The following is a 12010-nucleotide window of genomic DNA, read 5'->3' on the forward strand; positions in this document are numbered from 1 at the left end:
TTGTCCACAGCCTCCAGGTTGTCCACAGGCCCGCACGGATGTCAGCGGCGGCCTGCATCATGAACCCATGACCGAGAACGAGCAGTTGCTGGCACGGGTGGCCGCCAAGGCGCGGGTCACCCACCCGTGGGGTTGGGCCTCCCTGCCCGAGCCCGTGGACGGGGCGACGTCGGCCCGCGCCGAGGCAGCCCTGGGCTTCCCTCTCCCCGCACTGCTCGCCGAGCTGTACCTGCGCATAGGGGATGGCGGATTCGGCCCGGAGTACGGTCTGTTGCCCCTGCTCGACAGCCCGCCCTCGGGCGAGCCCGCCGCCGTCGCCCAGTACCTCGCCAACCGCGACAGCGGCGCGAAGGACCCCGACTGGCCCTGGCCCGAGGGAGTTCTGCCCATATCCCACTGGGGCTGCGCGATGTACGCGTGCGTCGACTGCCGCTCCCCGCAGGCCACCGTCCTCCTCTTCGAGCCCAATGCCGGTGACCCCGACCGCGCCTGGTACGTCGACGCCCCGAGCCTCGCCGACTGGCTGCGCGCCTGGGTCGAGGGCACGGGCTGGTACGAGGAGGCCCACGAGGGCCCGGAACCGGCCCCCTGGAGCGATTTCGCCATACGCACCGGCAGAGGACCCGCGACGACGGACAGATCGCCCGCACCGGCGTCCTGAAGGAAACCGGCCGCCGAGGCTCTTTCCGCCGGGACATACCCCGGGGTGCCGACGTGCGACCACCTCGGTGCACCCAGCCGTCGGCTACCGCGGGACCTGCTGCCCCCGCACCCCGTACGCCACCACACCCACCGCCAGCACACCCACACCCACGACGACCGACACCGCCGGGAGCGAGAAGGCGAGCACCACACAGCCGATCAGTCCCAGCGCCGGCACGACCCGCGACACCCGCGCGTGGTCGAGCGTCCAGGCCGACGCGTTGGCCACCGCGTAGTACGCCAGTACACCGAAGGAGGAGAAGCCGATCGCCCCTCGCACGTCCACCGTCGCCGCCAGCACCGCGACCACCGCGCCCACGGCCAGCTCCGCCCGGTGCGGCACCCGGAAACGCGGATGCACCGCGGCCAGCGCCCGGGGCAGATGACGGTCCCGGGCCATGGCCAGCGTCGTCCGGGAAACGCCCAGGATCAGCGCCAGCAGGGAGCCCAGCGCGGCCACGGCCGCACCCACCCGCACGACCGGCGCCAGCTCCGGCACGCCGGCCGCCCGTACCGCGTCGGCCAGGGGCGCCGTCGCCTGCCCCAGACCGGCCGGACCCAGCACGGAGAGGACAGCCACCGCGACACACCCGTACACCGCCAGGGTGAGCCCCAGCGCCAGCGGAATCGCCCGTGGAATGGTGCGCCGCGGGTCCCGCACCTCCTCACCGAGGGTCGCGACGCGCGCGTACCCCGCGAACGCGAAGAACAGTAGGCCGGCCGCCTGAAGGGCTCCGCCGACGCCGCCCGACCAGCCGATGTCCAGCCGCCCGGCGTCGGCCCGCGCCGAACCGAGACACACCACCACCACGGAAGCGAGGACAGCGAGAACCACCGCCACGATCGCCCGGGTCAGCCAGGCGGACTTCCGGATCCCGCCGTAGTTCACCGCGGTCAGCGCCACCACGGCAGCGACCGCCGCCGCATGCGCCTGTTCCGGCCAGACGTACGCGCCCACGGTGAGCGCCATGGCGGCACAGGAGGCCGTCTTGCCGACGATGAACGACCAGCCCGCGAGATAGCCCCAGAACTCCCCGAGCCGCTCACGCCCGTAGACGTAGGTGCCACCCGAGGCCGGATACCGGGCCGCCAGCCGGGCCGACGACATGGCGTTGCAGTAGGCGACGACGGCTGCCACGGCCAGGGCGAGCAGCAGCCCCGAGCCGGCGGCGCGCGCCGCCGGAGCCAGGGCGGCGAAGACCCCGGCACCGATCATGGAACCGAGCCCCACGACGACGGCGTCGCCCAGACCGAGGGTGCGACGCAGCTCCGAACCCGCAGGTGTCATGCGCCGCACCCTACTGATCGGCGCAACCACCCGACGCGATCGGAACGTCCCCTTCACCAAGAGGACATGAACACCGCGCGGAGGAACGGCCCGCAGCACTGGCGCAGTGTGGGCACAGAGAGAAAGGGCAGGGTCACGGCATGACCGTCATCAGCTGGATCATCCTCGGACTGCTGGCCGGAGCCATCGCCAAGTTCCTGCTGCCGGGCCGCGACCCCGGAGGGCTCATCGGCACCACCCTCATCGGCATCGCGGGCGCTTTCATCGGCGGCTGGATATCGGCCCGCTGGCTCGACCACCCGGTCAGCAAGGACTTCTACGACGGCGCCACCTGGGCGGCGGCGATCGGCGGTTCGCTGGTGCTCCTGGTCGCCTACCGGCTCCTGTTCGGCAACTCGCGCGACTGAACGCGCCCGGACCGGACGAGAAGCGGACCGGACGAGAAGGGGTGGGCACCGTCGGGATGCCCACCCTTCTCCGTCAGCGGAAGCCTCAGCAGCTGATCACCGGTAGTTGACGAACTGCAGCGCGAAGTCGAAGTCCTGGCCCTTCAGCAGGGCGATCACGGTCTGCAGGTCGTCCCGGCTCTTCGAGGAGACCCGCAGCTCCTCGCCCTGCACCTGGGCCTTCACGCCCTTGGGGCCCTCGTCGCGGATGAGCTTGGCCACCTTCTTCGCGTTCTCCTGGGAGATGCCCTCCTCGATCGAAGCGAAGATCTTGTACTCCTTGCCGGAGAGCTGCGGCTCGCCCGCGTCCAGAGCCTTGAGCGAGATGCCGCGCTTGACCAGCTTGGACTGGAAGACGTCGAGGACTGCGTTCACCCGGTCCTCGGAGTTGGCCTCCATGAGGATCTTCTCCCCGGACCACGAGATCGAGGCGCCCACGCCCTTGAAGTCGTAGCGCTGCGAGATCTCCTTGGCGGCCTGGTTGAGGGCGTTGTCGACCTCCTGCCGCTCGACCTTCGAGACGATGTCGAAACTGGAGTCGGCCATGTCCTGTGGCTCCTTGTATCTGGGTGCGTGTCGGGCCGCGTATCGGGTCCGTACCGGCATACGTCGGCGGCCGCCGGGCCCGGCAGGGTCCTCGGCCGCATCCGGACAAGCCTAGCCACCCGCCGCGGTCCGGGCGGCGATCAATCGGGTGGCGAAGCACCCCTCCACATCAGGTATTGTTTACGTCGTTGCCACGGAGCACCGCCCACAAGCGGTTCGCCGGGCAGCGAACCCCGGCGGTGTGCCCGAGCGGCCAAAGGGAGCAGACTGTAAATCTGCCGGCTCAGCCTTCCCAGGTTCGAATCCTGGCGCCGCCACACGGGAACGAAAGGGCCCCGTGACCTGCCCGAACAGCAGGTCACGGGGCCCTTCGTCATGGGTCGGTCCGTACGAGGGAGCGTGGGGCGGCGCACCGTTCGCGAGGGGCGGGCAGACTGGTGTCATGGCCTCGTCCTCCCGCCGCAGAACCTGCCCCGAGTGCCGTCGCGAGATCGCCGTCGTCGCGGGGCGGTACGCGCGCCACGACCCGCCCGGTGCACGGGAGAGCGGTGAGCTCGTGTCCTGTCCGGGTTCGCGTCGGTCGGCGCAACTCGGTGCGGTGCAGCCGTCCTTGGACGGATACGTGGTCCCTGAATTCCCCGGACAGCTGCCCCTCTTCTGATCCTTCGCCCGCGGTCCCGGGCCGCCACGCGCCGTGAGCCCTCGCACGCCGGGCCGCCCCGCCGCCCTCAGTTCCCGGCCACCGACTTCACCGCCACCGACACCGGCGCCGAACCGCTGATCAGCTCCAGGGTCAGACCTCTCGTGGCCGGGCTGTCGACCAGTTCTGCCAGGACGGCCGCGACGTCGTCGCGCGGGACGGGGCCGCGGCCGGTGTGCGCCTCCAGACGCACCAGACCCGTGCCCGCGTCGTCCGTCAGGGCACCGGGGCGCAGGATCGTCCAGTCCAGGTCGTCCAGTGAGCTGACGTACGCGTCCGCCTCGCCCTTGGCACGCAGGTAGACGTCGAAGATCTCGTCGCCCTGGTGCCCCGGGTCGGCGCCCATGGACGACACGATCAGGAAGCGCCGTACGCCCGCCCGGACCGCCGCGTCCGCGAAGAGGACGGCCGCCGCCTTGTCCACCGTGTCCTTGCGGGCCGCCCCGCTGCCGGGCCCCGCCCCCGCCGCGAAGACCGCCGCGTCCGCGCCCCGCAGCCGCTCCGCCACCTCCTCGACCGAGGCCGACTCCAGGTCCAGCACGACCGGTTCGGCCCCCGCGGCGCGCAGATCGTCGGCCTGCTCCGCCTTGCGGACGATGCCCGCCACCTCGTCACCGCGCGCGGCGAGCAACCGCTCCAGCCGCAGCGCGATCTGACCATGACCACCAGCGATGACAATGCGCATGTCTTCGACCGTACGCCCCGACGGCCGCCCGCGCCGCACGACTTCGACCACCCCGCGCACGGCCCCGCGCACGGCCCGCGCACGGCCCCGCGCCCGACTCCGCGCACGGCCCGCGCACGGCCCCGCGCCCGACTCCGCGCACGGCCCACCCGCCGCCCGCCCGCTCCCGCTCAGGCCATGTCCCCACGCCCGTCAAGACCGCCGGACCCGCCGCGCCCGTCACGGCGTCCTCGCCCGCCACCGCCCTGCCGGGGCAGCCCCGGCTCCGACGCGGCGGTCGAGTCGCCGTACTCCCGTACCGCGCTGGTCCGCGCCACCACGCGCCCCCGGTGCACCACGATCCGGCTGTACGCCAGCGACAGCGCGCCCGCCAGCCGGTCCCCGCGCACGGCGACGAGTTCGGCCGGGAAGCCCGCCTCCACCCGCACCTCGGGCAGACCGAGGGCCGACCGTGCCGCCGCGCTCACCGCGTCGTACGCCTCCTCGGGGCGCAGCCCGTGGCGTGAGGCCAGCAGGTAGGCCGCCTCCAGGGGATCGCCGCGCCCGACCGGGTTGGACACGTCCCGCAGGGCGCCACTCCCGGCGGCGACCCGTACCCCGGCCGCCCGCAGCAGCCGTACCGGAGCAGTGCCGCCGGGGCGGTCCGCCGTCCCGCAGGCGCCCTGCGGCAGGCAGACCACCGTCACTCCCGCCGCCGCGAGTTGGTCCGCGGCCCGGGAGACCGCGTCGGCGGGCAGCCGGCCCAGGCCGTCGCAGGGGCCGATGGCGACTGAGGGGCGCAGCCCGCCCACCATCGCCGCCAGCCGGGCCAGCCGCGCCGGATCGGCGGCGTCCGTGTGCAGGTCGACCGGGCAGCCGTGCTCGGCGGCGACCTCCAGGACCGCCTCCACGTACCCCGTCGGATCGGGGTCCAGGTCCGGACATCCGCCCACCACGTCCGCGCCCATCTTGACCGCGTCCCGCAGCATCGCCAGCCCGTCGGCGCCGGCCACCCCGGTCAGCACCCTCGGCATCGCCACAGCGGTCAGTTCGGCGAGCCCGCGCAAGAAGCGCCGGGTCCGCAGTACGGCGGTCAGCGCGCCGAGGCCCGCGACGTCGCCCACCCGCACATGCGCCCGCAGCGCGGTGGCGCCCTGCCCCAGCTGGAGCAGGGCGGCCTCGGTCGCCCGGCGCTGGACGTCCTCGGGCTCGTAGGAGACGGGGCCGGGGGAGTCGGCCGTGAGCGCCGTGTCGGCGTGGACATGGGGGTCGGCCGGGGCCGGGAGCAGCAGGTAGCCACCCAGGTCGAGGTGGCCGCCTGGGCGCGGGCGGGTGCCGGTGCCCGGCGCGCGTCCCGGGGGCAGGCTGCCGAGGGTGCGGCGCGGGGTCAGGCTGCCGGCCGTGCCGACCGCCTCGATGCGGCCGCCGTGGAGCCGTACGTCCACGGTCCGGCCGTCGGTGAGCCGCGCCCCGGAGAGCAGCAGCGAGCCGCGGTCGGCGGGGTCCGAGGGGGAGGGCGAGTGGGGCGGCTGCGGCTGGCTGTCGGGCATCGCGCTCCTCTGGGCTCGGGGCTGCGCAGTGGGGGACGCAAGATCACGCAGAGTGAGTCGAGCCTAGGACGGTGATCAGTCCGTGGCGCGGAGGAGCGCAATAGTCGTACCGGTGCGGTCCGCGTCGTCCGGGCCGGTCCCGTCCCGTTCCGCGGCGGTCGGGACGGGACGGGGCAGGGGCGGCGAAACGGATTTGGGCGAACGGCGGGCGACCGTGTAATGTCTTCATCGCTCGCCCCAATAGCTCAGTCGGCAGAGCGTCTCCATGGTAAGGAGAAGGTCAACGGTTCGATTCCGTTTTGGGGCTCTGGTGTGAGAGGTTCCCGTCGCGAGGCGGGGCCCGATCGCATCACAGCGGTGTAGCTCAGTCGGTAGAGCAAGCGGCTCATAATCGCTGTGTCACCGGTTCAAGTCCGGTCACCGCTACTCTCAGTAGCCGATTGCGGGGTCGGTCCTTCAATCGGCTACTCTTTCTTGCGTTAATACCATCAATCCGTTCGTCAAGGAGTGCACTCACGTGGCTGCCACCGACGTCCGCCCGAAGATCACGCTGGCCTGCGTGGAGTGCAAGGAGCGGAACTACATCACCAAGAAGAACCGGCGTAACAACCCGGACCGACTGGAGATGAAGAAGCACTGCCCGCGTTGCAACGCGCACACCGCGCACCGCGAGACGCGATAGAACAGGCTCGTACACGAGGCCGTCCCCGAGGTTTGGGGGCGGCCTCGTGTCGTTGTCACCGTCGCTCGTCGACACGGATACCCCGTCGACACGGATACCCCGTCGGCACGGATACGAAGAGCAGCAGGAGGTTGCCAGCCCATGGCGCTCGACCAGTCGTTCGTGGGGCGGACCTATCCGCCCACCGCGCCCTACGAGGTGGGCCGGGAGAAGATCCGCGAGTTCGCGGAAGCGGTGGGGGACGCCAACCCGGCGTACACCGACGCGGAGGCCGCGAAGGCGCTCGGTCATCCGGACGTGATCGCTCCGCCGACCTTCGTGTTCTCGATCACGTTCAAGGCGGCCGGTCAGGTCGTCGAGGACCCGCAGCTCGGGCTGGACTACAGCCGGGTCGTGCACGGCGACCAGAAGTTCGCCTACGCCCGCCCGGTGCGGGCCGGTGACCGGCTCACCGTCACCTCGACCATCGAGGCGATCAAGTCACTCGCCGGCAACGACATCCTGGACATCCGAGGCGAGGTCCGCGACGAGGCCGGCGAGCACGTCGTGACCGCCTGGACCAAGCTCGTGGCCCGCGCGGCCGAGGAGGCGTGAGCATTCCCATGACGCAGCCCCAGACGCAGCCCGCGACGGCGAAGGTGACGTACAGCGACGTCGAGGTCGGCACCGAGCTGCCCGCGCAGAGTTTCCCCGTGGACCGCGCCACGCTCGTGCGCTACGCGGGTGCCTCCGGTGACTTCAACCCGATCCACTGGAACGAGAGGTTCGCCAAGGAGGTGGGCCTGCCGGACGTCATCGCGCACGGCATGTTCACCATGGCCGAGGCGATCCGCGTGGTGACCGACTGGACCGGCGACCCGGGCTCGGTCGTCGAGTACGGAGTCCGCTTCACCCGGCCCGTAGTCGTCCCGAACGACGACGAGGGCGCCGTGATCGAGGTCAGCGGCAAGGTCGCGGCCAAGCTCGACGACAACACCGTCCGCGTCGACCTCACGGCCACCAGCGGCGGCCAGAAGGTCCTCGGCATGTCCCGGGCGGTCGTACGACTGGGCTGACCGCTTCCCCCGCGCTCCCCTCTGCTTACCCCGCCCCTGACCGGGCCGGGCCGGCCGCCCGACCGGCCGGGGCGGAGGGGATCAGTGGCTGGTGCCGGCGCGCACCGCGGTGGTCGCCAGTGTCGTGTAGTGCATCGTGAAGCGGCCACCCAGAGCGTCGATGGCGCGGCCGACCGCGCCCAGTATCTCGGCGAGTTGACCGCGGAGAAGCCGGGTGAGACCGCCGGTGGTGGGGAGCAGTTCCAGCCACTGGTCGCGCGTGTAGGACCGCTGCCAGTCGAATCGCCATTGCTCCGGGTCGTCGAACCGGCCGGTCTCTCGGATCCGGTCGGCGATCTTGGCGTACCCCGCCTGGTACGTCTCCAGCGGACGCCGCGCCGGCTGACCGCTGAACGGCGATTCGGGCGCCACCCGACGGTGGGCGGCCGCGAACGGCTCGGCCACCTCGGGCGGCGGCTCGAAGACGTGCCCGAAGACCGCCAGGCGCCCGTTCGGACGCAGGACCCGGGCTGCCTTCAGGGCGCCGACGGCCGGGTCCACCCAGTGCCACGACTGGGCGGCGATCACCGTGTCGAAGGCCCGGCCGGCCGGTTCCCAGGCCTCGAAGGTCGCCACCTCGACCGGCAGCCCGCAGGCCCGCGTGAAGTCGGCCATCCGCGCGTCCGGCTCGACGCCGAGCACGGTGCAGCCGGCGGCCCGGAACTGCCGGGCCGCGATGCCCGTGCCGCAACCGACGTCGAGTACGTCGGGCCCCGGGCTCCCCGCGACGACACGCGTCACCAGGTCACCGGGGTAGCTCGGCCGGGCCCGGTCGTAGCGTTGCGCGTCCGCGCCGAAGGACTCCGCCGTCTGTCGGGCCCGGTGCGGTGGTGTGGGTTCCGGTTGCTCCCGCGGCGATAGAGTGGGCATGCGTTCACCTTAGTGGGCAAGCGCCCACACGCAACAGAGGGCAGACGCCCACGAGTCGACGGACGCCAGGAGTGCCGGGCGTGCGGGAGGAACGGAGGATCCGCCAGTGCCGACCGGAGTGCACCTTCGCGACGCGCGCCGACAGCTGTTCGACGCCGCGGAACGCGTGCTTCTGCGGGACGGCCCGGACGGGCTGACCAGCCGGGCCGTGACCGACGAGGCGGGCTGCGCCAAAGGCGTCCTGCACCGGCACTTCGCCGACTTCGACGCCTTCCTCGCCGAGCTGGTGCTCGACCGGGCCGCGCAGCTCGAGACGCAGGCCCTGGCCTTGCGCGAAACCGTGGGCACCGGCACCGTGGCCGACAACCTCACCAACGCGCTGACCAGCCTGTTCGGGCCGGTTCCGGTGGCGATCATCCCGCTCGTCACCTTCCGGGACGAGTTGCGGGCGCGGCTGCGGCAAGCCGTGCCCGGCGGCGGCATCGCGATCCTCGCCCAGGTCGCGTCGGCGGTCTCCGCCTACCTGACCGACGAGCGCGCCAGGGGCCGGATCTCGGCCGACGCCGACATCGACTCGCTCACCCTCTCCCTGGTCGGCGGAGGGCATCTCCTGTTCGCGGACCGCGACCCCGGCCCGCCGTCCACGGCGACCGTCGGCCAGCTGGTGAACACGGTGCTCGCCGACGTCGTGCGGCGGCGGCCGCACTGACCCCGCACGTCTCTCCAGGCTTCCGGCGTGACCAGCAGGGGAGCCGCCCTTGACCAAGTTAGTGATTGAGTACTAACTTACCTTCCATGGTCAGGATGAGTGCGGCGGAGCGGCGCGAGAGCGTCATCCGCGCGGCGACGAGCGAGTTCGCCAGGGGTGGCTACCACGGCACCTCCACGGAGGACATCGCCAAGCGGGTGGGAGTCTCCCAGCCGTACCTCTTCCGCCTCTTCCCGGGCAAGAAGGCGATCTTCCTCGCGGTGGCGGAGCGCTGTCTGCGGGACACGCGGGAGGTCTTCGAGAAGGCGTCCGAGGGGCTGCACGGGGAAGAGGCCCTGCACGCCATGGCCGACGCCTACACGCGGCTGATCGCCGACCACCCCGAGAAGCTCCAAATGCAGTTGCAGGTGTACGTCACCGTCGCCGCCGCCGAGGCGGCCGGGGACCACGAGTTCGGCGAGATGGTCCGCAAGGGCTGGCTCGAGATCTGGGACACCGTGCACCTGCCGTTGGGGGCCGACATCAGCGAGACGACGACCTTCCTGGCGTACGGCATGCTGATCAACACCCTGGTCGGCATGGGGTTCCCGCCGGGACACCGGGTCTACGGCGGTATCTACGAATCCGGGCAGGCCAAACCGGCCCGGGACGACGCGTAGGGCGCGGGCACCAAGGCACGAAGGCGTGCGGAAGCGATCGCTTCCGGTATCCGCATGGGCCTGAAAGTTAGTCATCAATTACTAACCAGTTCACGACGAGTGCACACCCTCTGGGGGAGAGATGTCACAGCACGGAGCACGTCAGAACGCACGGGGCGGGGGCGCGGCCTGGGCCCTCGTCATCACCAGCGTCGCCGGTTTCATGGCGGCCCTGGACAACCTCGTCGTCACCACCGCCCTGCCCTCCATCCGCGAGGACCTGGGCGGCGCGCTGCACGACCTGGAATGGACGGTGAGCGCCTACACGCTCACCTTCGCCGTCCTCCTGATGTTCGGCGCGGCCCTCGGCGACCGCTTCGGCCGCCGCAGGCTCTTCCTCGTCGGCCTCACCGTCTTCACCGGGGCCTCCGCCGCCGCGGCCATGGCGCCCGGCATCGACTCGCTCATCGCCGCCCGCGCGGTGCAGGGAGTCGGCGCGGCGATCATGATGCCGCTGACGCTGACCCTGCTCACGGCCGCGGTACCCGCCGAACGCCGCGGGATGGCGTACGGCATCTGGGGTGCCGTCAACGGGCTCGCCGTGGCCTCCGGGCCGCTGGTCGGCGGCAGTCTCACCGAGCACATCTCCTGGCAGTGGATCTTCTGGCTGAACGTTCCGCTGGGCCTGGCCCTGCTGCCCCTCGCCCGCCTCCGTCTCGCCGAGTCGCGCGGCACCGGCGCCCCGCTCGACATACCCGGCACCCTGCTCGCCAGCGGCGGACTCTTCGGCGTCGTCTACGGCCTGGTCCGCGGCCCCGTCGACGGCTGGACCGGCGCCGTGGTGCTGACTTCCCTGTTCGCCGGGGCCGCGCTGCTCGCCGGCTTCGTCCTCTACAGCACCCGCGCCAAGAACCCCATGCTCCCCATGCGGCTGTTCCGCTCCCGTGCCTTCTCCGGCGTCAACGCGGCGAGCCTGCTGATGTTCCTGGGGATGTTCGGCTCGATCTTCCTGCTCAGCCAGTACATGCAGGGCGTGCTCGGCTACTCGCCCACCGAGGCGGGCCTGCGCATGCTGCCCTGGACCGGCATGCCCATGCTGGTGGCGCCGATCGCCGGCATCCTCTCCGACCGGATCGGAGGCCGCCCGGTCGTCGCGGCCGGACTCTTCCTCCAGGCAGCCGGCCTCGGCTACCTCGCCTCCGTGATCACGGCCGACGCCTCGTACGCGGTCCAGTTGCCCGGCCTGATCGTCAGCGGGATCGGTATGGCCCTCTACTTCGCGCCCGCCTCCGCGCTGGTGATGTCCAGCGTCGCCGTGAAGGAGCAGGGCGTCGCCTCCGGCGCCAACAACGCGCTGCGCGAGGTGGGCGGCGCGCTCGGCATCGCGGTCATGTCGTCGATCTTCGCGGCGCAGGGCGGCTACGCGTCCGCGCAGACCTTCGTGGACGGACTGCGGCCCGCGATCGCCGTGGGCGCCGCTGTGGTGGCCCTCGGCGGTGTCGCGGCCCTGATGATCCCGGCACGCCGCCGGACCGGCGACGGGGGCCGGCGCCCCTCGGCCGCACCGGCGACGGAGCCCGCCCCGGCACCCGGACCGAGCCTGGCCACGACCGCACCGACGACCCCGCACTGAACCGCACGACACGAACCCCAGAACACACACCGCACCCCACACAACGCACAGGACACGCGAGGAGTACGACATGCCCACCCTTCCCTGGACCGTGCCGAACCGGCCTCCCCGGGCCACCGAGGTGCACGTCTTCGCGTCCCGCTTCGAGACCAGGACCCTGTGGGGAGCGCTGAAGTTCCTGGCGCGCACGCCGGGCGTGTGGCGGCAGGTCGGGAGCGCGCCCGGAGCGTACGGCGCCTCCCTGAAGGCGGAGCCCTTCAAGCGGACCTTCTGGACGCTCTCCGCCTGGGAGTCGCCCGAGGCACTCAAGGCCTTCGCCCACTCCGGCACCCACGTGCCGGCCTCCCGCGGGCTGTCGGCGCAGATGCGGGACGCGAAGTTCGTCTCGTGGCCGGCGTCGAGCGACGAGCTCCCGGTGAGCTGGACGGAGGTGCGCAGGCGCCTGACGTGAGGCGTACCCGCGCACCCGGCGACGCCCCGGCCGACCG

Annotated in this window: 15 protein-coding genes and 3 tRNA genes; 13 read left to right on the forward strand and 5 right to left on the reverse strand. The window is 72.1% G+C overall.

The window, feature by feature from the left end; translation table 11 throughout:
* The first annotated feature begins 67 nt into the window (after positions 1-67).
* The gene (locus ACZ6IM_RS24350) at positions 68-661 is read left to right on the forward strand and encodes an SMI1/KNR4 family protein (RefSeq protein ID WP_052839506.1); all 594 of its coding nucleotides are present in this window, start codon (positions 68-70) and stop codon (positions 659-661) included.
* Positions 662-745: 84 nt separating this feature from the next.
* Here ACZ6IM_RS24350 and ACZ6IM_RS24355 read toward each other — a convergent pair whose 3' ends face one another.
* A complete protein-coding gene (locus ACZ6IM_RS24355; protein ID WP_469559021.1) occupies positions 746-1990 on the reverse strand; it encodes an APC family permease in 1245 nt (414 codons plus the stop codon).
* Between the two features lie 140 nt (positions 1991-2130).
* On the opposite strand from ACZ6IM_RS24355, the gene ACZ6IM_RS24360 reads away from it, so the two are divergent.
* Positions 2131-2397 carry a GlsB/YeaQ/YmgE family stress response membrane protein gene (locus ACZ6IM_RS24360; RefSeq protein ID WP_052839508.1) on the forward strand — a complete coding sequence of 89 codons (267 nt, stop codon included), beginning with the start codon at positions 2131-2133 and terminating at the stop codon, positions 2395-2397.
* Positions 2398-2493: 96 nt separating this feature from the next.
* Here the strand turns inward: ACZ6IM_RS24360 and ACZ6IM_RS24365 are convergent, their stop codons facing one another.
* A complete protein-coding gene (locus ACZ6IM_RS24365; RefSeq protein ID WP_052839509.1) occupies positions 2494-2982 on the reverse strand; it encodes a YajQ family cyclic di-GMP-binding protein in 489 nt (162 codons plus the stop codon).
* A 235-nt stretch (positions 2983-3217) separates the two neighbouring features.
* Between ACZ6IM_RS24365 and ACZ6IM_RS24370 the strand changes: the two genes are divergently transcribed.
* Positions 3218-3299: transfer RNA gene (locus ACZ6IM_RS24370), tRNA-Tyr, on the forward strand.
* Positions 3300-3424: 125 nt separating this feature from the next.
* On the forward strand, positions 3425-3643 hold the full coding sequence (locus ACZ6IM_RS24375) for a hypothetical protein (protein ID WP_352147523.1): 219 nt from the start codon (positions 3425-3427) through the stop codon (positions 3641-3643).
* A gap of 67 nt (positions 3644-3710) precedes the next feature.
* Here ACZ6IM_RS24375 and ACZ6IM_RS24380 read toward each other — a convergent pair whose 3' ends face one another.
* Both ACZ6IM_RS24380 and ACZ6IM_RS24385 read right to left on the reverse strand, forming a co-directional pair.
* Positions 3711-4367 carry an NAD(P)H-binding protein gene (locus ACZ6IM_RS24380; RefSeq protein WP_052839600.1) on the reverse strand — a complete coding sequence of 219 codons (657 nt, stop codon included), beginning with the start codon at positions 4365-4367 and terminating at the stop codon, positions 3711-3713.
* A gap of 170 nt (positions 4368-4537) precedes the next feature.
* Positions 4538-5896 (reverse strand): amidohydrolase family protein, encoded by a 1359-nt coding sequence (locus ACZ6IM_RS24385; protein ID WP_469559026.1) that lies wholly within the window; start codon positions 5894-5896, stop codon positions 4538-4540.
* Between the two features lie 234 nt (positions 5897-6130).
* Here ACZ6IM_RS24385 and ACZ6IM_RS24390 point away from each other — a divergent pair.
* From ACZ6IM_RS24390 to ACZ6IM_RS24410, 5 genes are all read left to right on the forward strand, one after another.
* Positions 6131-6203, forward strand: a tRNA-Thr gene (locus tag ACZ6IM_RS24390).
* Positions 6204-6249: 46 nt separating this feature from the next.
* Positions 6250-6322 (forward strand) — tRNA-Met (locus ACZ6IM_RS24395).
* A gap of 91 nt (positions 6323-6413) precedes the next feature.
* The gene (gene rpmG / locus ACZ6IM_RS24400) at positions 6414-6578 is read left to right on the forward strand and encodes a 50S ribosomal protein L33 (protein ID WP_003948671.1); all 165 of its coding nucleotides are present in this window, start codon (positions 6414-6416) and stop codon (positions 6576-6578) included.
* 141 nt (positions 6579-6719) lie between these two features.
* Positions 6720-7172: an FAS1-like dehydratase domain-containing protein gene (locus ACZ6IM_RS24405; RefSeq protein WP_052839533.1), complete on the forward strand. Its 453-nt coding sequence runs from the start codon at positions 6720-6722 to the stop codon at positions 7170-7172.
* Positions 7173-7180: 8 nt separating this feature from the next.
* Positions 7181-7633, forward strand: coding sequence for a MaoC family dehydratase (locus tag ACZ6IM_RS24410; protein ID WP_052839534.1), 453 nt, complete (start codon positions 7181-7183; stop codon positions 7631-7633).
* 81 nt (positions 7634-7714) lie between these two features.
* On the opposite strand, the gene ACZ6IM_RS24415 is transcribed toward ACZ6IM_RS24410, so the two are convergent.
* Positions 7715-8542 carry a class I SAM-dependent methyltransferase gene (locus ACZ6IM_RS24415; protein WP_052839535.1) on the reverse strand — a complete coding sequence of 276 codons (828 nt, stop codon included), beginning with the start codon at positions 8540-8542 and terminating at the stop codon, positions 7715-7717.
* Between the two features lie 106 nt (positions 8543-8648).
* On the opposite strand from ACZ6IM_RS24415, the gene ACZ6IM_RS24420 reads away from it, so the two are divergent.
* The 4 genes from ACZ6IM_RS24420 to ACZ6IM_RS24435 all read left to right on the forward strand — a co-directional run bounded on the left by ACZ6IM_RS24420 (position 8649) and on the right by ACZ6IM_RS24435 (position 11973).
* A complete protein-coding gene (locus tag ACZ6IM_RS24420) occupies positions 8649-9251 on the forward strand; it encodes a TetR/AcrR family transcriptional regulator (RefSeq protein WP_052839536.1) in 603 nt (200 codons plus the stop codon).
* Between the two features lie 86 nt (positions 9252-9337).
* Complete coding sequence (locus ACZ6IM_RS24425) at positions 9338-9910, forward strand: TetR/AcrR family transcriptional regulator (protein WP_469559032.1); 573 nt, start codon at positions 9338-9340, stop codon at positions 9908-9910.
* A 121-nt stretch (positions 9911-10031) separates the two neighbouring features.
* Positions 10032-11522 carry a DHA2 family efflux MFS transporter permease subunit gene (locus tag ACZ6IM_RS24430; RefSeq protein WP_469559035.1) on the forward strand — a complete coding sequence of 497 codons (1491 nt, stop codon included), beginning with the start codon at positions 10032-10034 and terminating at the stop codon, positions 11520-11522.
* A gap of 70 nt (positions 11523-11592) precedes the next feature.
* A complete protein-coding gene (locus ACZ6IM_RS24435) occupies positions 11593-11973 on the forward strand; it encodes a DUF3291 domain-containing protein (RefSeq protein WP_052839539.1) in 381 nt (126 codons plus the stop codon).
* Positions 11974-12010: the final 37 nt, after the last annotated feature.

The organism is Streptomyces sp. NPDC042336 (assembly GCF_055581985.1).

Coding starts and splice junctions, on each gene's coding strand:
- ACZ6IM_RS24350 (WP_052839506.1), top strand. CDS start 68: ATGACCGAGAACGAGCAGTTGCTGGCACGGGTGGCCGCCAAGGCGCGG.
- ACZ6IM_RS24355 (WP_469559021.1), bottom strand. CDS start 1,990: ATGACACCTGCGGGTTCGGAGCTGCGTCGCACCCTCGGTCTGGGCGAC.
- ACZ6IM_RS24360 (WP_052839508.1), top strand. CDS start 2,131: ATGACCGTCATCAGCTGGATCATCCTCGGACTGCTGGCCGGAGCCATC.
- ACZ6IM_RS24365 (WP_052839509.1), bottom strand. CDS start 2,982: ATGGCCGACTCCAGTTTCGACATCGTCTCGAAGGTCGAGCGGCAGGAG.
- ACZ6IM_RS24375 (WP_352147523.1), top strand. CDS start 3,425: ATGGCCTCGTCCTCCCGCCGCAGAACCTGCCCCGAGTGCCGTCGCGAG.
- ACZ6IM_RS24380 (WP_052839600.1), bottom strand. CDS start 4,367: ATGCGCATTGTCATCGCTGGTGGTCATGGTCAGATCGCGCTGCGGCTG.
- ACZ6IM_RS24385 (WP_469559026.1), bottom strand. CDS start 5,896: ATGCCCGACAGCCAGCCGCAGCCGCCCCACTCGCCCTCCCCCTCGGAC.
- ACZ6IM_RS24405 (WP_052839533.1), top strand. CDS start 6,720: ATGGCGCTCGACCAGTCGTTCGTGGGGCGGACCTATCCGCCCACCGCG.
- ACZ6IM_RS24410 (WP_052839534.1), top strand. CDS start 7,181: ATGACGCAGCCCCAGACGCAGCCCGCGACGGCGAAGGTGACGTACAGC.
- ACZ6IM_RS24415 (WP_052839535.1), bottom strand. CDS start 8,542: ATGCCCACTCTATCGCCGCGGGAGCAACCGGAACCCACACCACCGCAC.
- ACZ6IM_RS24425 (WP_469559032.1), top strand. CDS start 9,338: ATGGTCAGGATGAGTGCGGCGGAGCGGCGCGAGAGCGTCATCCGCGCG.
- ACZ6IM_RS24430 (WP_469559035.1), top strand. CDS start 10,032: ATGTCACAGCACGGAGCACGTCAGAACGCACGGGGCGGGGGCGCGGCC.
- ACZ6IM_RS24435 (WP_052839539.1), top strand. CDS start 11,593: ATGCCCACCCTTCCCTGGACCGTGCCGAACCGGCCTCCCCGGGCCACC.